The sequence below is a fragment of the Natronohydrobacter thiooxidans genome, from assembly GCF_001884735.1.
Classification (GTDB): Bacteria; Pseudomonadota; Alphaproteobacteria; order Rhodobacterales; family Rhodobacteraceae; genus Roseinatronobacter; species Roseinatronobacter thiooxidans_A.
The window spans coordinates 66,919-89,116 of record NZ_MJAP01000034.1 but is presented as its reverse complement, the minus strand read 5'-3'; the positions used below and the strand labels follow the sequence as shown (position 1 = coordinate 89,116).

Genomic DNA, 22,198 nt, shown 5'->3' with positions numbered 1-22,198 from the left:
GATGACATGCGTCTGCTTGCTGCCTTGGCCCTGTTCGCCCTGCCCGCGATGGCCGGGGAGGATTTTTCGCAATATGGCACCACCAACCCCGAAGAGATGACGCTGGAGCGGCTGGTCGAGCGCGCGAGACGCGGTGATGTCGATATGATCGTCTGCGCCAATGGCTATCTGGCGACGAAATCCGGCCGTCATGCCGAGGCGCGGATCATCTTTGAAGCCTGCGCTGCGGCGGGCTGGACACAGGCGATGAACTGGATGAGCCAATTGGACCATAACGGTCTGGGCGCGGATGAAGACCCGGATCGCGCGACCGAATGGAGCAGGCGCGCAGGCGAGATGGGCGATGCGGTGGGGCGCTATAATCACGGCATCGACATGATGCGCGGGCGCGGTGTCGCGCAGGATCTGGCGCGCGGGCGCGCGCTGGTCGATCAGGCTGCGGAACAGGGTCTGGGGATCGCCCGGCGCTTGCAGGCAGCGGAGTATGATCTGGATGCTGTCACGCCGGATGCGGATGCGTGGAAATACGCGCCGATGTTCTAGCTTGGGGAGGCTGCTGAGGGGGGACGGGCCTTGCGGCCCGTGGCCTCTCAGTGAGAGTATTTCGGGCAAGATGAAGCCTTGGGGGCGTGACAGCGGGCTGGGGCGCGGGCTGATCGGACCCGGCGCTAAACATGTAGTCTCAATGGATAAAATTACGACCAAAGTCGCGTAGACTATGGTCGCGCAGACGGATCGGGCGATCAGGATTATGGTGCGGCCATGCTGTCCCCGACGGGCAGTCCATTCAGGAGGAGACCCCCATGAACCAGATCACGCAAGCCGATTTCCGCACCGCCTCGCCCTTCAAGACGCGCTATGACAATTTCATCGGTGGCCAGTTCGTGGCCCCTGTCGCCGGGCGCTATATGGACAATATCACGCCGATCACCGGTGCCAAGGTCTGCGAAGTCGCGCGCTCCGACAAGGCCGATATCGAGCTGGCGCTGGATGCGGCCCATGCCGCGAAAGAGGCCTGGGGCAAGACGAGCGTTGCGGAACGCTCGAATATCCTGCTGCGGATCGCGGACCGGATCGAGGCGAATCTGGACCTGATCGCGGCGGCCGAGACCTGGGACAATGGCAAGCCGATCCGCGAGACCACCGCCGCCGATATTCCGCTGGCGGTCGATCATTTCCGCTATTTCGCGGGCACGCTGCGCGCGCAGGAAGGCACCATGTCGGAAATCGACCATGACACGGTGGCCTATCATTTTCATGAGCCGCTGGGCGTGGTGGGGCAGATCATCCCGTGGAATTTCTCGATCCTGATGGCGGCGTGGAAACTGGCGCCGGCGCTGGCGGCGGGCAATTGCATCGTGCTGAAACCCGCCGAGCAGACGCCTGCGGCGATCATGGTGCTGATCGAGGTGATTGCTGATCTGCTGCCCGCAGGTGTGCTGAATATCGTCAACGGTCTGGGCGCCGAGGCGGGCGACGCGCTGGCGCGCTCGAACCGGATTGCGAAGATCGCTTTCACCGGCTCGACCGCGACCGGGCGCAAGATCATGGAAGCCGCGACCGTGAACCTGATCCCGGTCACGCTGGAACTGGGGGGCAAATCGCCCAATATCTTCTTTTCGGATATCATGGCCGAGGATGATGCGTTCCTTGACAAGGCGGTGGAAGGCTTCGTGCTCTTTGCCTTCAATCAGGGCGAGGTCTGCACCTGCCCGTCGCGGGCGCTGGTTCAGGAAGATATCTATGAGGAATTCATCGCCCGCTGCATCGCGCGGGTGAAGGCCATCACCCAGGGCGATCCGCGCGACATGTCCACGATGGTGGGGGCGCAGGCCAGCAAGATGCAGCATGACAAGATCATGTCCTATTTCACCATTGGCCGCGAGGAAGGGGCCGAGGTGCTGGTGGGCGGGGATTCCGCACATCTGGGGGGCGATCTGGAAAGCGGCTATTATATCCAGCCGACGATCTTCAAGGGTCACAACAAGATGCGGGTGTTTCAGGAGGAGATCTTCGGCCCGGTCGTGTCGGTGACGACTTTCAAGGACGAGGCCGAGGCGCTCGCGATTGCCAATGACACGATGTATGGTCTGGGCGCCGGGGTCTGGACCCGCGACGGCACCCGCGCCTATCGCTTTGGCCGCGCGATCGAGGCGGGGCGTGTCTGGGTGAACAATTACCATGCCTATCCGGCGCATGCGGCTTTTGGCGGCTACAAGCAATCGGGCATCGGACGCGAGACGCATAAGATGATGCTCGACCATTATCAGCAGACCAAGAACATGCTGGTCAGCTACAACCCCAACAAGCTGGGCTTCTTCTGAGGCTTTTTGCTGAAGTGACACTGCACCGCCCCTGTTGCCGGGGGCGGTGTCTGCATGTCAGGCCGGGGTCGGGGCCAGCAGGTAGCAGGCCGCGCGCCCGGTCGCGGTTTCAATCGGGGGCGGGATCACCTGTTTGCAGATCGGCATCACATGCGGGCAGCGCGGGTGAAAGGCGCAGCCGGGCGGCGGGTTGATCGGGTTCGGGATCTCGCCCGTCACCGGGGTTCTGCGCCGTCCCGAGAGCGCCAGATCCGGCACGGCATCGAGCAGCATCCGCGTATAGGGGTGCTGGGGGTCAAGAAACAGCCGTTTCGCATCCGCGACTTCGACCAGCCGCCCCAGATAGAGCACGCCTATGCGGTTCGCCATATGCCGCACCACGCTCAGATCATGGCTGATCAGCAGATAGGTCAGGCCGAATTCATCCTGCAGATCGCGCATCAGGTTCAGAATCTGCGCCTGCACCGAGACATCGAGCGCCGAAGTCGGTTCATCGCAGACGATGAATTCGGGTCTTGACGACAGCGCGCGGGCAATGGCGATGCGCTGGCGCTGGCCGCCGGAAAACTCATGCGGGAATTTCTCGGCGTCGGTGGCGGAGAGGCCCACCAGATCCAGAAGCCGCCCCACTTCGTTGCGGATCGCGGCCCCTTTCATCAGATCAAAGGTGCGGATCGGTTCCGCGATGATATCGCCCACCCGCCAGCGCGGGTTGAGGCTGGCGAAGGGATCCTGAAAGATCATCTGGAAGCGGCGGCGCAAGCGGCGCATCGCCGCGCCCGAGTTGAAATCCATCACATCGCCATCGAAGCGGATCTGCCCTTCGGAGGGTTCCAAGAGGCCCACGATCATCTTGGCGATGGTCGATTTGCCCGAGCCGGATTCGCCCACCAACGCGAAGGTCTCACCCTTGCGGATCTCGAAGCTTACATCGGCATTGGCGGTCAGGAATTGCCGCTCGTCGCGTTCGATCACGCGGTTGAGCCAGGGTTTCGACACATCGAAGCGGCGCGTCAGCCCTTCGACAGACAGCAGCACATCAGACATTCTGTGCCTCCTTGTCATAGAGCCAGCAGGCGACCTGCCGCCCGGCCGGGCGCGCGATCAGTTCTGGCCGCTCGACCCGGCAGCGGTCGAACACATGCGGGCAGCGGGGATTGAAAGGGCAGCCCTGCGGGATGGCGTTCAGGCGCGGCATGGAGCCGGGGATCTGGGTCAGCCGGTCAGCGGTCTGGGTCAGCGTCGGGATCGAGCCCATCAACCCGCTGGTATAGGGGTGTTCGGCGGCCTGAATCACATCGCGCACCGGCCCGATTTCGGCCAGCCGCCCGGCATAGAGCACGGCCACGCGGTCGGCGGTTTCGGCAATCACGCCCATGTCATGGGTGATCAGCATGACCGAGGCGCCGCGCTCGGCGCAGATTTCCTTCAGCACATCGATGATCTGCGCCTGCACCGAGACATCGAGCGCGGTGGTCGGCTCATCGGCGATGACCAGTTCCGGCTCTGCAGCCAGTGCGAGCGCGATCACCACGCGCTGGCGCATACCGCCCGAGAAGTGATGCGGGTAATCGTCGATGCGGCGGGCGGCGGCGGGGATGCCCACACGGTCGAGAAGCGCCACGGCGCGTTTGCGGGCTTCGCTGTCGGAGACATCCATATGCGTGCGGATGGTCTCGATCAGTTGCTGGGCGACGGTATAAAGCGGGTTGAGGCTGGTCAGGGGATCCTGGAACACCATGCCGATCCGCCGACCCCGGATGCGGCGCATCTTCTCGCGCGGCAGATTGTCGATCCGCTCGCCGCGCAGCCAGATTTCGCCCGAGGCCACGCGGCCCGGTGGCTCCAGAAGCCCGATGATCGCGGCCCCGGTCAGGGATTTGCCCGCGCCGGATTCGCCGACCATGCCCAGAACCTCGCCCTCGGCAATGTCAAAGGACACCTTGTCGAGCGCGCGCAGCACGCCACGCCTTGTCGGGAATTCCACGACCAGATCGCGGACGGAAAGCAAAGGTTCAGCCATCAGCGCAACCTCGGATTCAGGGCGTCGCGCAGCCAGTCGCCCAGCAGGTTGACCGAGAGCGCCAGCGCCAGCAGCGTGATCGAGGGGAAGAGCAGGATCCACCATTCGCCCGAGAAGAGGAAGCCCTGCCCGATGCGGATGAGTGTGCCCAGCGAGGGCTGGGTGGGGGGCACGCCGACGCCAAGGAAAGAGAGCGTCGCCTCGGCGATGATCGCGAGCGCGAGGCCGATTGTGGCGATGACCAGCACCGGCCCCATGACATTGGGCAGGATATGGCGCGCAAGGATGCGCACCGGATGCACCCCGATCACGCGGGCGGCCTGCACATATTCCTTGTTCTTCTCGACCATGGTCGCGCCGCGCACGACGCGCGCATAATTCACCCATTCCGACAGGCCGATGGCCACGATCAGCACCCAGATCGCCATTGCGTCGCGCATCGCGGGCGGGATGAAGCCGCGTGCGATGCCGAAGATCAGAAGCGCGAGCAGGATCGCCGGAAAGGTCAGTTGCACATCCGCGACCCGCATCAGCAGCGCGTCGATCCAGCCGCCGCGATAGCCCGCGATCAGGCCCAGCGTGATGCCCAGCACCATGGCGAAGAGCACCGCCATGAAGCCCACGAAAAGCGAGATGCGCGCGCCATAGAGGATGGTCGAGAACACGTCGCGGCCCTGATTGTCGGTGCCCAGCCAATAGAGATTGCCGGTGAACTGGTTGGGTTCCATCGGGGGCGTGAAGCCGTCCATCAGGTTCAGCGAGGCCGGGTTGAACGGGTCATGCGGGGCGATCCAGGGTGCCAGCACGGCGGCGAGGATGATCAGGACCGAGACCAGCGCGGCGACAATCGCCAGCGGTGAATGGCGGAAAGACCATGCGATATCGCTGTCCCAGGCGCGGGCCAGAAAATTGGGTCGGTCTGCAGGCGCGAAATCAGCCATGTTTCCCCCTCAGTGCCGGGCATTGGCGCGGTCCACGCGCAGGCGCGGGTCCACGGCATAGTAAAGCAGGTCGACGATCAGGTTGATCACGACGAAAACGAGCGCGATCAGCATCAGATAGGCGGCCATCACCGGCACATCGACGAAGCGCACCGAATTGATGAACAACGCCCCCACGCCGGGCCATTGGAACACGGTCTCGGTGATGATCGAAAAGGCGATGATGCTGCCCATCTGCAGGCCCGTGATGGTGATGACCGGGACCAGCGTGTTTTTCAGCGCATGGCCGAAATGCACCGCGCGGTTCGAGAGGCCCCGCGCGCGGGCGAATTTGATGTAATCGGTGCGCAGGACTTCCAGCATCTCGGCGCGCACCAGACGCATGATCAGCGTCATCTGATAGAGCCCCAGCGTGATCGCAGGCAGGATCAGCGAGGCGCGGCCCGACTCCGTCAGCAGCCCGGTGCGCCACCAATTGCCGATATAGACGGTCTCGCCGCGCCCGAAAGAGGGCAGCCATTGCAACTCGACCGCGAAAACCCAGATCAGCAGGATACCGATCAGGAAAGTGGGCAGCGAGACACCGATCAGCGAGGTGGTCATGACTGTGCCCGAGATCCAGCCGCCCCGGTTGAGCGCGGTATAGACCCCGAAACCCACACCAAAGACAAAGGCCATCACGCCCGAGACCAGCGCCAGTTCCAGCGTCGCGGGCAGGCGCGACAGGATCAGTTCCATCACCGGCTGTTGCAACCGGTAGGAGATGCCGAAATCGCCCTGCACGGCGCGGAGGATGAAATTCCAGAACTGGATGAGGAACGGGTCATTCAGGCCCAGCGCCTCGCGCAGTTCGGCGCGTTCAGCCAGCGTGGTTTCCTGCCCGACCATCGAGGCGATCGGATCGCCCACGAAGCGAAACAGCGCGAAGGCCACGAGGGCCACCGTCAGCATGACAAGCACGGATTGCGCCAGGCGGCGCAGGATGAAGGCGATCATGTCGGACCTCGCATCTCAGGGCTAAAAGGGTCAGCCTTTCTGCCCTAAACAGATTGACCCGCGCGGGGTATCCCGCACGGGTCCGCAGGTCAAGCCCGCATCAGTCGAATGTGACCGTCGTCATGCGCGGCTGGTTTTCCGGGTGCACATCGAGCGTCACGCCCTCGCGCATGGCATAGGCCAGTACCTGATTGTGAACATTCAGGAAAATGCGCTCGTTGATGACCTCTTCCCAGATCTCGGCGATCACCGCGTCGCGGGCTTCCAGATCGGTCATGGTCGCCAGCGATTCGATTTTTGCGTCCAGATCGGCGTTCGAGTAGCGCGAGCCGTTGAACGAGCCATAGCTGCCCTCGCGGCTATGCACGAGGAAATCGAACACATACTGGCTGTCAAAGGTCGGAACCCCCCAGCCCAGCATGTAGAAATCGGTTTCCCAGTTCTCGATCAGCGGGAAATGCAGCGAACGGGTCTGCGCGTTCAGGTTCACATTGACATTGATCCGCGCCAGCATCCCCACCAGCGCCTGACAGATCGATTCATCATTCAGGTAGCGGTCATTGGGGCAATCAAGCTGCACGGTGAAGCCGTTGGGATAGCCCGCTTCAGTCATCAACTCGCCCGCGCGGGCCAGATCGGGGTCGCCAAAGACGTGCATTTCCTCGGTCCAGCCGTTCACGAAGGGCGGCAGGGGCGCGGCAGAGGGCTGGCTTTCGCCGCGCATCACCACCTGCTGGATCGCGTTGCGGTCAATCGCCAGCGACATGGCTTCGCGCACCAGCGGGTTGGCGAAGGGGTTTTCCGCCGCATCAGACGAGCGCAGCCGGTCCGAGCTCATGTCATAGCTGAAGAAGATATTGCGGTTTTCCGGGCCGCGCATGACCTTGATCCCGTCGGTCTGTTCCAGCCGCGCGATGTCCTGCACCGGCACGTCCTGCACGATATCGACTTCGCCCGACAAGAGTGCTGCGACACGGGTCGCGGCCTCGGCAATCGGGGTATAGATGATTTCGGTCACGGCAGGCGCGTCATCCCAGTGATCTTCAAAGACACGCAGGACAGTGCGCACTTCGGGATCGCGCTCGACCAGCGTATAGGGGCCGGTGCCCATGGCGTTGCGGATCGAATAGGCTTCCTCGCCCGCTGCGTAATTGGGAGCGATGGCGACGCCATTGGCTTCGGCCCAGGCTTTGGACATGATGAAAGTGTTGGTCAGGTTCTGCACATAGAGCGGCGCAGGACCGGAGAGGCGCACATGCACGGTTGTGTCATCGACCGCGGTCACTTCTTCGACGGCTGCGTGCAGGGCTGCCATGCCCGAGGGCGTGGTGCGGGCACGGTCGAGCGAGAAGACCACATCCTCGACGGTCATTTCCGAGCCGTCATGGAATTTCACGCCCTCGCGGATGGTGAAATACCAGACGGTATCATCTTCGTCAGTGATGCCCCATTCGGTCGCCAGACGCGGGCTGAGCGAGCCATCCAGCTCGCGCTCGACCAGCGTTTCATAGATATGATGCGCCAGCGTATGGGTCGGCCCCTCGTTCTGGCTGTGCGGGTCGAGTGTGAGCGAGTCGCCCACCCGCGCCCAGCGGATCGTCTCGGCAGTCGCGACCATGCCCGACAGCACAAGCGCGGTTGCGGCGACGCCCGTCAAAAGCGCGCCGCGCGTGGGAAGAAGCAGTGATTTCATCGACATCGTGATCTCCCTGATGGTGAATTTCCCCTTCTGTTGGCCGGTCCGGCACATGGGGAACTGCGCCGATTGTTCTGCGCTTTGCCCTTCCAAGTCAAGCGGCGTGCCCGGTGCGGGCGCCAAGTGACGTAGCGGCACTCTCGGGCGCTGGAAATGAAAAACCCCGGCACGAGGCCGGGGTTTTTGCAGTGTTTTCGTGCTGTGCGCGGGCCAGATCAGCCGCGATCCTTGAGCGCGGCGCCGAGGATATCGCCGAGGCTTGCACCGGCATCCGAAGAGCCATATTGCTCGACCGCTTCTTTCTCTTCGGCGATCTCGCGGGCCTTGATCGACAGACCCAGACGGCGGGTCTTGCTGTCCACGCTCGTCACACGCGCATCAACCTTGTCACCGACCTGGAAACGCTCGGGGCGCTGGTCGGCACGGTCGCGAGCCAAATCGGAACGGCGGATGAAGTTCTTGGTGCCGTTATACTCGACCTCGATGCCACCTTCCTCGATGGCGGTCACAGTGCAGGTGACGATCGAGCCACGCTTCACGCCTTCAACCGCGTCGGAGAAAGTGTCATTCTCCAGCGCCTTGATCGAGAGCGAAATGCGCTCGCGCTCGGCATCGACCTCGGAGACGACCGCATGGACCATATCGCCCTTGCGGTAATCCTGAATGGCTTCCTCGCCGCGCTGATCCCAGCTGATGTCGGAGAGGTGCACCATGCCGTCGATATCGCCGTCCAGACCCACGAAAAGACCGAATTCGGTGATGTTCTTGATCTCGCCTTCGATCTGGCTGCCGACCGGGTGGGTTTCTGCGAACAGTTCCCACGGGTTGCGCATGGTCTGTTTCAGGCCCAGCGACACGCGGCGCTTGGCACCGTCGATTTCCAGAACCATGACATCGACCTCTTGCGAGGTGGAGACGATCTTGCCGGGATGCACGTTCTTCTTGGTCCAGCTCATTTCCGAGACATGGACCAGACCTTCGACACCAGCTTCCAGTTCAACGAATGCACCGTAATCGGTGATGTTGGTCACGCGGCCTTTATGGACCGAGCCCAGCGCATATTGCGTCTCGACAGCATCCCACGGATCGGCCTGCAGCTGCTTGATACCAAGCGAGATGCGATGCGTGTCCTTGTTGATCTTGATGACCTGCACCTTGATCGTCTCGCCGATGGTGACGACTTCGGAGGGGTGGTTGACGCGGCGCCATGCCATGTCGGTGACGTGCAGAAGCCCGTCCACACCGCCCAGATCGACGAAGGCACCGTATTCGGTGATGTTCTTGACCACACCATCCGCAACCTGACCTTCGACCAGCTTGCCGATGACCTCGGCGCGCTGTTCGGCGCGGCTCTCTTCGAGAATGGCGCGGCGCGAGACGACGATATTGCCGCGGCGACGGTCCATTTTCAGGATCTGGAAGGGCTGCTTCAGACCCATCAGCGGGCCTGCATCGCGCACGGGGCGCACATCGACCTGAGAGCCGGGCAGGAAGGCCACAGCGCCGCCCAGATCGACCGTGAAGCCGCCCTTGACGCGACCGAAGATCGCGCCATCGACGCGGGCTTCATCGGCATAGGCTTTTTCGAGACGGTCCCATGCGGCTTCGCGGCGGGCTTTCTCGCGGCTGACAACGGCTTCACCGCGCGCATTCTCGACGCGTTCGAGATAGACCTCGACCTTGTCGCCGACAGCGACCTGCGGGGCTTCGCCGGGTTCTGCGAATTCTTTCAGTTCGACGCGGCCTTCCATCTTGTAGCCGACATCGATGATGGCCTGGCCTGCCTCGATGGCGATGACCGTACCGGTAACGACAGAGCCCTCATCGGGGGTGTCCATTTCGAGGCTCTCAGCGAGCATTGCCTCGAATTCTTCCATGGTTGCTTTAGCGCACATTCAGTTTTGCTTCCTTTGCATCATGTTTCTGGCCTGGCGGTTGCCTCCGCCGGTCTTTCCTCGGGCTCAAGCGGCCATCCGGATCACGCGAGTACAGGCAACAAACACAAAGGGTCGTGGCTTGCGCCCGACCCTGCCCGTCTTGCTGATGTGCTCTTTCGGCCTTCTTGATTGGCTGCTCTATAGGGATGACAGGCGCGGCTGGCAAGGGTTTTGGCGCCTGCGCACAGGTTTTTTGTGGCAGTGGCGGCTAGGTGGCGCCCATCAGCGCGGTGATGCGCGCGGCTTCTTCCGCCATGCCCCAGGGCGCGTTGAGGACAAGAAGCCCGGTGCCGATCATCCGGTGCCCCTCGCGGACCGGGGGGAAGCGGGCTTCGAAAACCTGTGCATCGGGGTGATCGTGCGTGATGCGCGCGATCATGCCCGCCTGCAACCCGGCCTCAAGGATCGGATACCACAGCAGGATCACGCCGACATTCCATTTGCGGTGGAGGGCGGCGATGAATGTCGGGATCGTCTCATACTCGGCCTTCACCTCATAGGAAGGGTCGATCATCAGCACGCCCCGGCGCGGCTCTGGCGGGCAGAGCGCCTGCACCAGTTCGTACCCGTCGCGTTTCTCGATCCGGGCGCGCTTGCCCATGATCTGCGTAAGCGCTGCATGTTCCTGCGGGTGCAACTCGGCCAGGGTGATCCGGTCGCTCATGCGCAGGAGATGCGCGGCGATCAGGGGCGAGCCGGGATAGGCCTGCGCCCCATGCGCGGCGCGGGTGGCATCAATCGCCCGGATATAGGGGTGGTCGGGGGCGAATGCGTGCTCGACGCGCCCGATACCGGCTGCGGCCTCGCCGGTCTTGCGCGACTCGTAGGAATCGAGCCGGTAATAGCCGCGCCCGGCATGGGTCTCGAAATAGCTGAGCGGCTTGTCCTTGTGGGTCATGTAATCCAGCACCCAGGCCAGAAGTGCATGTTTATGCACATCTGCCAGATTGCCTGCGTGATAAAGATGTTGATAGGACAGCATCCGCGCGATGTGCCATGCCGCTGGCGCAAATACAATCGTGCAGTTCCGCCTCTGGCGCGCGCCTACGTGCCGGCCTATCATCCGCCTGCACAGCGCGAGGGTCATATGCAGTTCAACCCCTATCTTGCCGCGACACAGGCCCCGCCGGTCATGGAGGCCCGCCGCTGGATCGCCGAGGCGAGCTTTCCGCCCGAGCGCCCTTTGCTCAATCTCAGTCAGGCCGCGCCGGTCGCGCCCCCGCCTGCCCCTCTGCGCGCGGCGATGGCGGAGGCGCTGGAGGATCCGGCGACGCATCTCTACGGCCCGGTTCTGGGCCTGCCGGAGTTGCGCGCGGCGCTGGCCGCCCGGATGACGCGGCTTTATCGCGGGGGTGTGCGCGCGGATCAGATCGCCATCACCTCGGGCTGCAATCAGGCGTTCTGCGCGGCGATCAGCGCGCTCTGCGCCCCCGGCGATGCGGTGATCCTGCCAATACCGTGGTATTTCAACCATGCGATGTGGCTGTCGATGCAGGGGATAGAGGCAGTGCCCCTGCCCTGCGATGACAGCCTGATCCCCGACCCGGAGGCCGCCAGGGCGCTGATCACGCCGCGCAGCCGCGCGATTGTGCTGGTCACGCCCAACAATCCGACCGGGATCGAATATCCGGCTGCCGTGATCGCGGGGTTCCGCGATCTGGCGCGCGAGACGGGACTGGCGCTGATCCTCGATGAGACCTATCGCGATTTCCTGAGCCATGAGGCCCCGCCGCATGATCTGTTCACCGATCCCGACTGGGACGGCACGCTGATCCATCTCTACAGTTTCTCGAAAGCCTATCGGCTGACCGGCCACCGGGTAGGGGCCATCGCCGCCAGCCCGGCCCGGCTGGCCCAGATCGAAAAGATCCTCGATTCTGTCACCATCTGCCCCTCGGGTCTGGGCCAGCGCGCCGCCCTCTGGGGGCTGAGGCATCTGGAGGAGTGGCTGGCGGGCGAGCGGCGCGAGATCCTTGCCCGCTGCCACGCCTTGCGGGCCGCGCTGGCCCGCCAGCCCGGCTGGCAGATCAAGGGAGCCGGGGCCTATTTCGGCTATGTCGCGCATCCTTTCGTGATGCCTGACGACAGGCTGGCCCGGCAGCTTGTGCAAGAGGCGGGCCTGCTGGTCTTGCCCGGCAGCATGTTCGCGCCCGAGGGCGACAGAAGCGCCAGCCAGCATCTGCGCATCGCTTTCGCCAATGCCGATGCAACCGGCCTGAACGAATTGGCGCAGCGATTGCAGCATTTCACCCACGCCAATTCGTGACGCGGCAGCGCTTGCCCCTGCGCATCGCTTTGCTTACACACGTTCCAATTCCCGCAGCCCCGCTTGGCCGCGTTCCGCAGTGCAGAGAGAAATCATGTCCAAACCACCGAAGAAAACCAAGATGAATGCGAAGAATATCGCGGCGGGCTTTCTGATGGCGCTGCTTGCGCTCAGCCTGCTTGGTTTCGGTGTCGAGGGCTTTGGCGGGCGCACGACCACGATCGGATCTGTGGGCGATCGCAAGATCACCACCAGCGAGTTTTCCCGCGCGCTGCAAAATGAGTTGCGCGCGCTGCAGACCCAGTTCGGCCAGCCGATCACCATGGAGCAGGCGCGGCTGTTCGGGATTGACCAGATGGTGCTGGAACAACTGGTCACGGGCGCAGTGCTGGACAATGAGGCCGCGCGGCTGGGCGTCTCTGCCGGGGATAGTGTGATCCAGCGCGAGATCACGCAGATCCCGTCCTTCCGCGGGCTGAGTGGCAATTTCGACCGCGAAGCCTATCGTTTCGCGCTGCAGAATATCAACATGTCCGAGCGCGATTTCGAGGATTCGATCCGCGCCGATGTGGCGCGCACTATCCTGCAGCGCGCGGTTTCGGCGGGCGCTGCGGCCCCCGAAACCTATGTGACGCCGCTGCTGGAGTATCAGGCCCAGACCCGTGATGTGACCGTCATCTCGCTGAGCGCGGATGCGCTGGAAGAGCCGGTGGGCACGCCCGATGCGGCCGCGCTGCAGGCTTTCTATGAGGCCAATATCGAGCGCTACACCATGCCCGAGGGCAAGCGCATCCGCTATGCCTGGATCACGCCGGAAATGATGATCGACGAGATCGAACTGGATGAGGCGATCCTGCGGCAGGCCTATGAGGCGCGCAGTGCCGAATTCTCGCAGCCCGAACGGCGGCTGGTTGAACGGCTAGTCTTTGCCGACACCGCGAGCGCCGAAGCCGCGATGGCGCGGATCAATTCGGGCGAGATCACGTTTGAGGCGCTGGTGGCCGAGCGCGGGCTGGATCTGGATGATGCCGATATGGGCGATGTGACGCGCGGCCAGCTGGGCACGGCGGCGGATGCGGTCTTTGCGCTGGAGGGGCCGGGCGTTGTGGGGCCGGTCGAGACCTCGCTGGGGCCCGCGATTTTCCGCATGAATGCGATCCTTGCCGCGCAGGAAACCAGCTTTGAGGATGTGCGCGATCAGTTGCGCGATGAGCAATTCTCGGATCTGGCGCGCCGGGCGCTGATGGATGACATGGATCTGTTTGAGGATCTGATCGCGGGCGGGGCCTCGGTCGCGGATCTGGCGCAGGAAACCCGGATGGAGCAGGGCGAGATCGACTGGCGGCCCGGCGAGACATCGGGCATTGCCGCCTATGAGGCGTTCCGCAATGCCGCCGAGGCCGTGCAGGAGGGCGATTTCCCCGAGATCGGACAGTTGGAAGATGGCGGGCTGTTTGTGCTGGAATTTGTCGAGAGCCTGCCTGCCGCGCCGCGCCCGCTGGAAGAGGTGCGCTTTCAGGTGATCTCGGAATGGCGCAATGCGCGGGTTCTTGAGGGGTTGCGCGGGCTGGCCGAGGACTTGGCCCAGAGCCTGCGCGATGGCAGCGAAGGCCCCGAACTGGCGCTGGTGCCGGTGCGCTTTGACGGGCTGCGGCGCACGGATATCATGCCGGATCTGCCGCGCGACCTGGTGGCGGAGAGTTTTGAGATGGCTGAGGGCGAGGTGCGTATCGTTGAGGGCACGACCCGACTGCATCTGCTGCAGTTGAACGCGGTCCAGAGCCCGGATCTGATGCTGGAGGAGGTGGCGAGACTGCGTCAGGCGCTGGAGCAGCAGGTGGCGCAGAGCATGGCGCAGGATCTGTTCGGCTATTTTGCCGCGAGCCTGCGTCAGGACACGCCGATCCAGCTCAATCAGCAGATCATCGACGCAGTGCAGGCAGGGTTCTGATCACAGATGGCACAGCTTATCCCTGATTTCGCGCGGTTCGAGGCCGGATGGGCGCGCGGCGAGAACCAGCTTGTCTATGCCCGGCTTGCGGCCGATCTGGACACGCCGGTGTCGCTCTATCTCAAGCTCGCGGGAGCCAGCCGCGACAGTTTCATTCTGGAATCGGTGACGGGTGGCGAGCTGCGCGGGCGCTATTCGATGATCGGCATGAAACCCGATCTGATCTGGGATTGTCGCGGCGCCCAGAGCCGGATCAACCGCGCGGCACGTTTCGACCCGGACGCCTGGGAGGTGCTGGACGGCCATCCGCTGGACACGCTGCGCGCGGCTCTGGCGGAAAGCCGGATCGAGATGCCCGAAGGGCTGCCCGCCGCGAGTGCGGGGCTCTTCGGCTATCTGGGCTATGACATGATCCGGCTGGTCGAGCATCTGCCCGATGTGAACCCCGATCCGATCGGAGTGCCGGATGCGATGATGCTGCGCCCCTCGGTCGTGGCGGTGCTGGACGGGGTGAAAGGCGAGGTGATCGTGGTCTCCCCGGCCTGGACCGGTTCGGGCCTGACGGCGCGCGCGGCCTATGCGCAGGCTGCCGAGCGGGTGATGGATGCGGTGCGCGATCTGGAACGCGCCCTGCCGCAAGCCCCGCGCGAATTGCGCGGCGAAGGCGCAGCTATCGGGGTGCCGCAATCGAATTTCGCCAAGCCCGATTATCTGGCCGCGGTCGAGAAGGCCAAGGAATACATCCGGGCGGGCGATATCTTTCAGGTGGTCCCCTCGCAGCGCTGGTCGCAGCGTTTCGCACTGCCGCCTTTCGCGCTCTATCGCTCGCTGCGGCGCACCAACCCTTCGCCCTTCATGTTCTATTTCGACCTGAATGCGGCGGAAGGCCCGTTTCAGGTGATCGGGGCCAGCCCGGAAATCCTTGTGCGCTTGCGCGAGGGCGAAGTGACCATTCGCCCCATCGCGGGCACCCGACCGCGCGGGGCCACGCCCGAGGAGGACCGCGCGCATGAGGCCGATCTTCTGGCCGATGAGAAGGAACTGGCCGAGCATCTGATGCTCCTGGATCTGGGGCGCAATGATGTGGGGCGGGTGGCGAAGATCGGCACGGTGCGCCCGACCGAGGAATTCATCATCGAGCGCTACAGCCATGTCATGCATATCGTCTCGAATGTCGTCGGCGAACTGGCCGAGGGGCAGGATGCATTGTCAGCGCTCCTGGCGGGTCTGCCTGCGGGGACGGTCTCTGGCGCGCCCAAGGTCCGCGCGATGGAGATCATTGACGAGCTGGAACCCGAAAAGCGCGGCGTCTATGGCGGCGGCGCGGGCTATTTCGCGGCCAATGGCGAGATGGATATGTGCATCTGCCTGCGCACTGCCGTGCTGAAGGATGAGACGCTTTATATTCAGGCCGGGGGCGGCGTGGTCTATGACAGCGACCCCGAGGCCGAATATCAGGAAACCGTCAATAAATCCAATGCCCTGCGCCGCGCGGCAGAGGATGCGGGGCGGTTTGCGGGCGGGAATGGCTAGGCTGGAACGGGGGCGGCGGCGGATTTCTGCGCCTGCAACAGCCTGCCCGCAAGCAGGGTCGCAAACGCGAAGCTGACCCCCCCGCCCAGAAGGTCGATCATGTGATGTCCGCCATGGGTCAGCGTGGCGGGGATCATGAAGAGATTGACCGCGAGCGCAGGCCAGAACGCCACTGTCCCGCGTGCGAACCACACGACCAGAAGCGCCATGACGATGTGATAGGACGGAAAGGCCACGGTTCCGAGCACAAGATGCGATTCCACGCGCCCCAGACCATGCTCGGCGAAATGCATGAGAACCGCGCCATAATCCGGGGTGACAACCAGCCCTGACGCAGCGATGACCTCTGGCGCGATTTCCAGATAGGCGGCTGGGCCGAAAGAGGGCCAGAGCAGCCAGAAGGCCAGTGTCACGAGCGAGGTGATCATCGCGGTCAGCAGGAAATGATGCAGCCGCGCCGTGCGCCCGGTCAGCCCGAGCAGCAGCACCAGCACAAACATCTGCGGGAAAGAGGATTGATAGATCTTCGCCAGAAGCTGCGAGAATGCCGGATAGGCGGCAAGCCACGCAACCGCCTTGTCCCATTCATAGCCAAAGGCCCGGTCGATGGCGAAAAGCGTGTCGTCGATCAGTGGGCGCTGCAGCGGAAATGCCGCCATATTCGCAATCGAGAGGACCGAGGCGAAGACCGGCAGCAAGCCGATCACGATGAACATGGCGGCCAGATGATCGGCATGGCCGCGCCAGCGCAGCAGCAGACCGAAAGCTGCGATCAGCCCGTAGAAACGGATACCGGGCACGAAGCTGCCCCAGTCAATCTCGATCCGGCCGATTTGCTGCGCGATTGCGGTCCAGAGCACCACTGTTGCAATGATGCCAAGCGCCAGCCATTCACCCTTGTGCAGATATGTCATCGCCGCCCCGTGCCTTCCGTGATCCGCTTGGTGCTACCAGCAAGATATGGCCAAAATCGGGCGAGAGGTTGACAGGGAACCGGTCGGGACGGCGATGCGCCCGTGTAGACCTGCTGATGGTCCGCACGGAAAAGGCAGCGGTGCAGCGGGAGGCGCGATCCTCGCGCCGGGGTGCAAGCGCGGGCAGGTTCCCCCTGCCCGCGCGCAGTGGCTATTCCGCCGCGTCGAGATAGCTTTCCACCGGCGGGCAGGTGCAGACCAGATTGCGGTCGCCGTAAACATTGTCCACGCGCCCGACCGGCGGCCAGTATTTGTCGCCCCGGAAACTGCCCGGCGGGAAACAGCCCGCTTCGCGCGTATAGGCCCGGTCCCAGTCGGCCACGAGATCCTCGACCGTGTGCGGCGCATGGCGCAGGGGGCTCGCTTCTGCAGTGATCTCGCCCTGCTCGACCGCCGCGATTTCCGCGCGGATGGCCAGAAGCGCGGTGATGAAACGGTCGATCTCGACCTTGGTTTCCGATTCCGTCGGTTCCACCATCAGCGTGCCCGCGACGGGCCAGCTCATGGTCGGGGCATGAAAGCCGTTATCGATCAGGCGCTTGGCGATATCGTCGACCGTGACCCCGGCTTCCGCAAAGGGGCGCGTGTCCAGAATGCATTCATGCGCGACGCGGCCCTTGTTGCCCATGAAGAGGATCGGATACGCCCCCCGCAACCGCGCCGCGATGTAATTGGCGTTCAGGATCGCGACTTTCGTGGCCTGCGTCAGCCCCGGCCCGCCCATCATCAGGCAATAGGCCCATGAGATCAGCAGGATCGAGGCCGACCCGTAGGGCGCTGCCGAAACCGGCCCCTCGGCCCCGCCGGTCTGGGGGTGCCCCGGCAGGAAGGGCGCCAGATGCGCCTTGACGCCGATCGGCCCCATGCCGGGACCGCCGCCGCCATGCGGGATCGCGAAGGTCTTGTGCAGGTTCAGGTGGGACACATCGCCGCCGATTTCGCCGGGTTTCACGAGCCCCACCATCGCGTTCAGGTTCGCACCGTCGATATAGACCTGCCCGCCATGGTCATGGGTGATGCGGCAGACCTCGCGCACGGTTTCTTCAAACACGCCATGCGTCGAGGGATAGGTGATCATGCAGGCCGCCAGCCGGTCGCCCGCCTGAGCGGCTTTCTCGCGGAAATCGTCGAGATCGACATCGCCATTGGCGCTGGATTTCACGACCACCACCTGCATGCCGCACATCTGCGCCGAAGCCGGGTTGGTGCCATGCGCGGATGTGGGGATCAGGCAGATATCGCGATGCCCCTGCCCGCGCGCGCGGTGATAGGCCTGAATCGTCAGCAGCCCCGCATATTCCCCCTGCGCGCCGGAATTGGGCTGCATCGACATGGCGTCATAGCCGGTGATCTCGCAGAGTTTCGCGCCCAGATCATGGATCGCCTCGGCATAGCCCTGCGCCTGATCGGGCGGGCAGAACGGGTGGAGCGAGGCGAAAGCGGGCCATGAGAGCGGGATCATCTCGGCCGCGGCATTGAGCTTCATTGTGCAGGATCCCAGCGGGATCATGGCGCGGTCGAGTGCCAGATCGCGGTCGGACAGGCGGCGCATATAGCGCATCATCTCGGTCTCGGCGCGGTTCATGTGGAAAATCGGATGGGTCAGATAATCCGACTGGCGCAGGAAGGTCTCGGAGAAGCCCAGCCGCCCGCGATGGGGTGGTGCGCCATCGATCCCGAAGGTGCGCAACACGCGCAGGAGCACCTGATCGTCGGTGGTCTCATCGAGCGAAATGCCGACATGGCTGGCCCCGATCTTGCGGAAATTCAGCCCCTCGGCGCGGGCGGCGGCCAGAATACCGGCCTGCCCGACACCAACCTCGACCGTGATCGTATCGAAGAAATCCTTCACCACCACTTTCGCGCCTGCGGCGCGCAGCGCGTGATAGAGCCGTTCGGTGTGGAAATGCACCCGCTCGGCAATCGCGCGCAGGCCCTTGGGACCGTGGAAGACGGCATACATCGAGGCCATGACCGCCAGCAGCGCCTGCGCGGTGCAGACATTCGAAGTCGCCTTCTCGCGCCGGATATGCTGTTCGCGGGTCTGCAGCGAGAGCCGGTACGCCTTGTTGCCGCGCGCATCGATGCTGACGCCCACGATCCGCCCCGGCATCGAGCGCTTGTACTCATCGCGGCAGGACATGAAGGCGGCATGCGGGCCGCCATAGCCCATCGGCACGCCGAAGCGCTGGGCGGAGCCCACGGCGATATCCGCGCCCATCGCGCCCGGTTCCCTGATCAGCGTCAGCGCCAGAAGGTCCGTCGCCATGATGGCAACAGCCTTGGCCGCATGCAGATCCGTGATCTGACCCGTGAAATCGCGCAGCTTGCCATAGGTGCCGGGATACTGGAAGATCGCGCCGAAGACCTGATCGGCCTGCAGCGTCTCGGGGGCGGCGACGATGACCTCGATCCCAAGGGGGGCGGCGCGGGTCTGCATGACGGCGATATTCTGCGGATGGCAGTTCTCGTCGATGAAAAAGGCTTTCATTTTCGACTTGGCGACGCGCTGCGCCATGACCATCGCCTCGGCGCAGGCTGTGGCCTCATCGAGAAGCGAGGCATTGGCGACCGGCAGCCCGGTCAGATCGGCGACCATGGTCTGGAAGTTCAGAAGCGCCTCCAGCCGTCCTTGGGCAATCTCGGGCTGATAGGGGGTATAGGCGGTGTACCAGGCCGGGTTCTCGAAAATATTGCGCTGGATCGCGGGCGGTGTGACCGTGCCGTAATAGCCCTGCCCGATCAGGCTGGTCATGACCTTGTTCTTCGCGCCCACCGCGCGCAGTTTGGCCAGCAACTCGCCTTCGGACAGGGGCGCCCAGGTCAGCGCATCGGCCTGACGCAGATCGGCCGGGATGGTCTGGTCGATCAATTGCTCCAATGTGTCACAGCCGACCGCTTCCAGCATCCCGGCCATTTCTTCGGGCGTCGGGCCGATATGGCGGCGATTGGCGAAATCATAGGGATTGTAGTCGGTGGGCGTGAAAGCCATCTGGCGCAACCTCATTGAAAACAGGCGACCATCAGCGCGCGCGGGGGCCGCAGCACTGACGCGGGTGGGTGGGTGGGGCGGCAGTTCTGCGGCCCCCTTTGGGACCGGTCAGCCCAGAAAGTCCTTGTATTCATCCTCGGTCATGAATTCGTCGAGCACCGAGAGATCATCGAGCTTCATCTTGAAGAACCACGCATCGCCCTGCGGGTCTTCATTGACCAGCCCCGGCGTGTCACTCAGCGCCTCATTCACCGCGACAATCTCGCCATCCACGGGCGCGAGAATATCCGAGGCCGCCTTGACCGATTCGATCACGCAGACCTCATCGCCCTTCGCGACCATGGCCTCGATCTCGGGCAGTTCGACAAAGACCACATCGCCCAGCTGCTCGGCGGCATGTTCGGTGATGCCCACGACCACGACATCGCCCTCGACGCGCAGCCATTCATGTTCTTCGGTGTATCTCATGCTCAACGCTCCTCAGCGTTTGTAGGTGGATGGACGAAACGGCAATGTGCAGACGGTAGCGGGCAGGCGCTTGCCGCGCAACTCTCCCCAGAGGCGGGTGCCGGGCGCGGCCATGGCAGCGGGCAGGTAGCCCATGGCGACCGGGGCTTCGACCGAAGGGCCGAAGCCGCCCGAGGTGATCCGGCCTATGGCCTGTCCGCCCTCGGGCGCGTCCCAGAGGATGACCCCTTCGCGCATCGGTGCGCGGCCCTCCGGGCGCAGACCGACGCGCTGCTTTTGCGCGCCTGTTTCGAGCTCAGCAAGGATCTGCGCGGCGCCGGGGAAACCGCCTTCGCGTGCGCCCCCTGCCCTGCGCGGCTTCTGGATCGCCCAGGAGAGACCCGCCGCAACCGGCGTGGTCTCTTCGTCAATGTCATGGCCATAGAGGCACAGCCCCGCTTCCAGCCGCAGACTGTCGCGCGCGCCAAGCCCGATGGGCGCGACGGCCTCATGCGCGAGAAGCGTGCGCGCGAAATCCTCGGCGCGCGCTTCGGGCAGGGAAATCTCGAAACCGTCCTCGCCAGTATAGCCCGAGCGCGAAATCCAGAGCGCGCCATAGAGCGTGTCCACTGTGATCACGTCCATGAAGCGCATGGCGCGCACTTGCGGCACAAGCCCTGCCAGCACCGCTTCCGCCTCTGGCCCCTGCAGCGCCAGAAGCGCGCGGTCGGTGACGGGCTCGACCTCGGCCACCTCCGCCAGATGCGCGCGCATATGGGCGATATCGGCATGTTTGCAGGCGGCATTGACCACGATCAGGATATGATCGCCGCGATTGGCGAACATCAGATCATCGAGGATGCCGCCCGCGACATTGGTGAAGAGCCCGTAGCGCTGCCGCCCCTCTTGCAGGCCCTGCACGGCGACCGGCATCAGCGCTTCCAGCCCCAGTTCAAGCGCCGCCATGCCGGTCTTCGGGCGCAGGATCACCTGCCCCATATGGCTGACATCGAAAAGGCCCGCGCTAGCGCGGGTGTGCAGATGTTCCTTCATCACGCCCATCGGGTATTGCACCGGCATCTCATAGCCCGCGAAGGGCACGAGTTTCGCACCAAGTGCGACATGCAACGGATGCAGGATGGTGCGCTTCAGGTCGGGATCGGGCATCGGACAGCCTCTCGCTGGGTCGGGCGCTGGCCCAAGGGGTTCATGTCATATGCGGGAGATGCCCCCGCGGATCATGCCCCCTCTGTCCCTTGCGCCTGAGATCGCTATCCCTTCGGCGGGCGCGTTTGCGCCTCTCTCCAGAGTCTGTCGTCAGGACCGGTCCTTTTGCCTGAGAGTTTACCGGGGCGGTTGCTCCTTCGGCCCTGACGCGCGCGTCAGTGTCTCCCGTATCCTGCTGTATGCTGTGCTAGCGGAAAAAGGGGGGCGATGGCAAGACCCCATCTGACGCGCCTGAGGTGCGTGCGAAAGCACGCACCCTACAAGATCACGCGACCGCTTCCATCTCGGCGATGATCCCGTTCACGATCTCGGCCAGAAGCCCCTCATCCTCGCATTCCGCCATCACCCGCACCACAGGACGCCACGGAAATCGCGGTGCAAAGGCGCGGCCCGACATGGCCGGTCAGTCACCTGTTCACATGCAATCGAGAAGCACAGGATTTACTCTAGACCCGAGGGCGGCGCTGCGGCAGGCGGTGGCGGCGCGGCGCGGCGCGTGCTCCGCGTCACACCGAGGCTCGGGCCGAAATTGAAATCACCGGTGCCGAAATCAAATCCGAGATCCAACCCGCCATAGAGGTTCCTGGTCAGATATCCGGCGCCGATGGTTCCGCGCATGCTCTGGCTGCCAAACATGTAATCCAGCCCGGCCGAGCCGACCGCACGATTGCGCTTGTTGTTCGAGAAGACCCGGATCCCGACACCTGTATCAACCGTGCCCGAGCCGAAGGAAAACGACAGACCAAGCCCCACTGTCGGACCGGCACTGGCCGCGGAGGACATCGCGAGGGCTGCGGCAACAACAACGGGAGTAAGACGCATGTTCAACCTCCTGTGCAGATGATGTTGCACAGGATATCACAGCAACAGCGACCCGCTGAGCGAAAAATC

General features: G+C 63.9%; 18 protein-coding genes and 1 riboswitch. Of the genes, 5 read left to right on the top strand and 13 right to left on the bottom strand.

The genetic code is table 11. The annotated features are described in order from the left end of the window. The first annotated feature begins 6 nt into the window (after nucleotides 1-6). Together BG457_RS15135 and adh are read left to right on the top strand one after the other, a co-directional pair. On the top strand, nucleotides 7-543 hold the full coding sequence (locus BG457_RS15135) for a tetratricopeptide repeat protein (protein WP_071798184.1): 537 nt from the start codon (nucleotides 7-9) through the stop codon (nucleotides 541-543). A 260-nt stretch (nucleotides 544-803) separates the two neighbouring features. Then, complete coding sequence (gene adh / locus BG457_RS15130; RefSeq protein ID WP_071798182.1) at nucleotides 804-2,324, top strand: aldehyde dehydrogenase; 1,521 nt, start codon at nucleotides 804-806, stop codon at nucleotides 2,322-2,324. Between the two features lie 57 nt (nucleotides 2,325-2,381). Here adh and BG457_RS15125 read toward each other — a convergent pair whose 3' ends face one another. The 7 genes from BG457_RS15125 to rlmJ all read right to left on the bottom strand — a co-directional run bounded on the left by BG457_RS15125 (nucleotide 2,382) and on the right by rlmJ (nucleotide 10,899). Next, nucleotides 2,382-3,371: an ABC transporter ATP-binding protein gene (locus BG457_RS15125; protein ID WP_071798180.1), complete on the bottom strand. Its 990-nt coding sequence runs from the start codon at nucleotides 3,369-3,371 to the stop codon at nucleotides 2,382-2,384. Next, a complete protein-coding gene (locus tag BG457_RS15120) occupies nucleotides 3,364-4,347 on the bottom strand; it encodes an ABC transporter ATP-binding protein (RefSeq protein WP_071798178.1) in 984 nt (327 codons plus the stop codon). Before BG457_RS15120 ends, BG457_RS15125 begins: the two co-directional genes overlap by 8 nt. Then, complete coding sequence (locus BG457_RS15115; protein WP_071798175.1) at nucleotides 4,347-5,288, bottom strand: ABC transporter permease; 942 nt, start codon at nucleotides 5,286-5,288, stop codon at nucleotides 4,347-4,349. The genes BG457_RS15120 and BG457_RS15115 overlap by 1 nt, the downstream gene beginning before the upstream one ends. A 9-nt stretch (nucleotides 5,289-5,297) precedes the next feature. Next, nucleotides 5,298-6,284, bottom strand: a complete 987-nt coding sequence (locus BG457_RS15110; RefSeq protein ID WP_071798174.1) for an ABC transporter permease — start codon at nucleotides 6,282-6,284, stop codon at nucleotides 5,298-5,300. Between the two features lie 100 nt (nucleotides 6,285-6,384). Further along, nucleotides 6,385-7,977 carry an ABC transporter substrate-binding protein gene (locus tag BG457_RS15105; protein WP_071799208.1) on the bottom strand — a complete coding sequence of 531 codons (1,593 nt, stop codon included), beginning with the start codon at nucleotides 7,975-7,977 and terminating at the stop codon, nucleotides 6,385-6,387. Between the two features lie 218 nt (nucleotides 7,978-8,195). Further along, the gene (rpsA, locus tag BG457_RS15100; RefSeq protein WP_071798171.1) at nucleotides 8,196-9,875 is read right to left on the bottom strand and encodes a 30S ribosomal protein S1; all 1,680 of its coding nucleotides are present in this window, start codon (nucleotides 9,873-9,875) and stop codon (nucleotides 8,196-8,198) included. Between the two features lie 250 nt (nucleotides 9,876-10,125). Beyond that, a complete protein-coding gene (gene rlmJ / locus BG457_RS15095) occupies nucleotides 10,126-10,899 on the bottom strand; it encodes a 23S rRNA (adenine(2030)-N(6))-methyltransferase RlmJ (protein WP_071798169.1) in 774 nt (257 codons plus the stop codon). Nucleotides 10,900-11,004: 105 nt separating this feature from the next. Between rlmJ and BG457_RS15090 the strand changes: the two genes are divergently transcribed. From BG457_RS15090 to trpE, 3 genes are all read left to right on the top strand, one after another. Beyond that, nucleotides 11,005-12,183, top strand: coding sequence for an aminotransferase (locus tag BG457_RS15090; protein WP_071799207.1), 1,179 nt, complete (start codon nucleotides 11,005-11,007; stop codon nucleotides 12,181-12,183). A gap of 94 nt (nucleotides 12,184-12,277) precedes the next feature. After that, entirely contained in the window at nucleotides 12,278-14,134 is a 1,857-nt protein-coding gene (locus tag BG457_RS15085) for a peptidylprolyl isomerase (protein WP_084657666.1), read from the top strand. A gap of 6 nt (nucleotides 14,135-14,140) precedes the next feature. Further along, nucleotides 14,141-15,667 (top strand): anthranilate synthase component I, encoded by a 1,527-nt coding sequence (gene trpE, locus BG457_RS15080; protein ID WP_071798166.1) that lies wholly within the window; start codon nucleotides 14,141-14,143, stop codon nucleotides 15,665-15,667. Here the strand turns inward: trpE and BG457_RS15075 are convergent. From BG457_RS15075 to BG457_RS15055, 6 genes are all read right to left on the bottom strand, one after another. After that, entirely contained in the window at nucleotides 15,664-16,581 is a 918-nt protein-coding gene (locus tag BG457_RS15075; protein ID WP_071798164.1) for a phosphatase PAP2 family protein, read from the bottom strand. The two genes, trpE and BG457_RS15075, sit on opposite strands and share 4 nt — an antisense overlap. A 211-nt stretch (nucleotides 16,582-16,792) precedes the next feature. Next, a complete protein-coding gene (gene gcvP / locus BG457_RS15070) occupies nucleotides 16,793-19,633 on the bottom strand; it encodes an aminomethyl-transferring glycine dehydrogenase (RefSeq protein WP_071798162.1) in 2,841 nt (946 codons plus the stop codon). A gap of 108 nt (nucleotides 19,634-19,741) precedes the next feature. Continuing rightward, entirely contained in the window at nucleotides 19,742-20,101 is a 360-nt protein-coding gene (gene gcvH / locus BG457_RS15065; protein ID WP_071798160.1) for a glycine cleavage system protein GcvH, read from the bottom strand. A 12-nt stretch (nucleotides 20,102-20,113) separates the two neighbouring features. Then, entirely contained in the window at nucleotides 20,114-21,247 is a 1,134-nt protein-coding gene (gene gcvT / locus BG457_RS15060; protein WP_071798158.1) for a glycine cleavage system aminomethyltransferase GcvT, read from the bottom strand. 147 nt (nucleotides 21,248-21,394) lie between these two features. Continuing rightward, a riboswitch (glycine riboswitch) is annotated at nucleotides 21,395-21,485 on the bottom strand. Between the two features lie 87 nt (nucleotides 21,486-21,572). Then, nucleotides 21,573-21,704 carry a hypothetical protein gene (locus tag BG457_RS20645; RefSeq protein WP_281249242.1) on the bottom strand — a complete coding sequence of 44 codons (132 nt, stop codon included), beginning with the start codon at nucleotides 21,702-21,704 and terminating at the stop codon, nucleotides 21,573-21,575. 44 nt (nucleotides 21,705-21,748) lie between these two features. After that, the gene (locus BG457_RS15055) at nucleotides 21,749-22,129 is read right to left on the bottom strand and encodes a hypothetical protein (protein ID WP_139257794.1); all 381 of its coding nucleotides are present in this window, start codon (nucleotides 22,127-22,129) and stop codon (nucleotides 21,749-21,751) included. Between the last annotated feature and the right edge of the window lie 69 nt (nucleotides 22,130-22,198).

Bases quoted from the DNA above. Each gene is read 5' to 3' on its own strand.
- BG457_RS15085 (WP_084657666.1), top strand. From the start codon at position 12,278: ATGTCCAAACCACCGAAGAAAACCAAGATGAATGCGAAGAATATCGCG.
- BG457_RS15105 (WP_071799208.1), bottom strand. From the start codon at position 7,977: ATGAAATCACTGCTTCTTCCCACGCGCGGCGCGCTTTTGACGGGCGTC.
- gcvH (WP_071798160.1), bottom strand. From the start codon at position 20,101: ATGAGATACACCGAAGAACATGAATGGCTGCGCGTCGAGGGCGATGTC.
- BG457_RS15125 (WP_071798180.1), bottom strand. From the start codon at position 3,371: ATGTCTGATGTGCTGCTGTCTGTCGAAGGGCTGACGCGCCGCTTCGAT.
- BG457_RS15135 (WP_071798184.1), top strand. From the start codon at position 7: ATGCGTCTGCTTGCTGCCTTGGCCCTGTTCGCCCTGCCCGCGATGGCC.
- BG457_RS15090 (WP_071799207.1), top strand. From the start codon at position 11,005: ATGCAGTTCAACCCCTATCTTGCCGCGACACAGGCCCCGCCGGTCATG.
- trpE (WP_071798166.1), top strand. From the start codon at position 14,141: ATGGCACAGCTTATCCCTGATTTCGCGCGGTTCGAGGCCGGATGGGCG.
- rpsA (WP_071798171.1), bottom strand. From the start codon at position 9,875: ATGTGCGCTAAAGCAACCATGGAAGAATTCGAGGCAATGCTCGCTGAG.
- BG457_RS15110 (WP_071798174.1), bottom strand. From the start codon at position 6,284: ATGATCGCCTTCATCCTGCGCCGCCTGGCGCAATCCGTGCTTGTCATG.
- BG457_RS15075 (WP_071798164.1), bottom strand. From the start codon at position 16,581: ATGACATATCTGCACAAGGGTGAATGGCTGGCGCTTGGCATCATTGCA.
- adh (WP_071798182.1), top strand. From the start codon at position 804: ATGAACCAGATCACGCAAGCCGATTTCCGCACCGCCTCGCCCTTCAAG.
- gcvT (WP_071798158.1), bottom strand. From the start codon at position 21,247: ATGCCCGATCCCGACCTGAAGCGCACCATCCTGCATCCGTTGCATGTC.
- rlmJ (WP_071798169.1), bottom strand. From the start codon at position 10,899: ATGCTGTCCTATCAACATCTTTATCACGCAGGCAATCTGGCAGATGTG.
- gcvP (WP_071798162.1), bottom strand. From the start codon at position 19,633: ATGGCTTTCACGCCCACCGACTACAATCCCTATGATTTCGCCAATCGC.
- BG457_RS15055 (WP_139257794.1), bottom strand. From the start codon at position 22,129: ATGCGTCTTACTCCCGTTGTTGTTGCCGCAGCCCTCGCGATGTCCTCC.
- BG457_RS20645 (WP_281249242.1), bottom strand. From the start codon at position 21,704: ATGTCGGGCCGCGCCTTTGCACCGCGATTTCCGTGGCGTCCTGTGGTG.
- BG457_RS15115 (WP_071798175.1), bottom strand. From the start codon at position 5,288: ATGGCTGATTTCGCGCCTGCAGACCGACCCAATTTTCTGGCCCGCGCC.
- BG457_RS15120 (WP_071798178.1), bottom strand. From the start codon at position 4,347: ATGGCTGAACCTTTGCTTTCCGTCCGCGATCTGGTCGTGGAATTCCCG.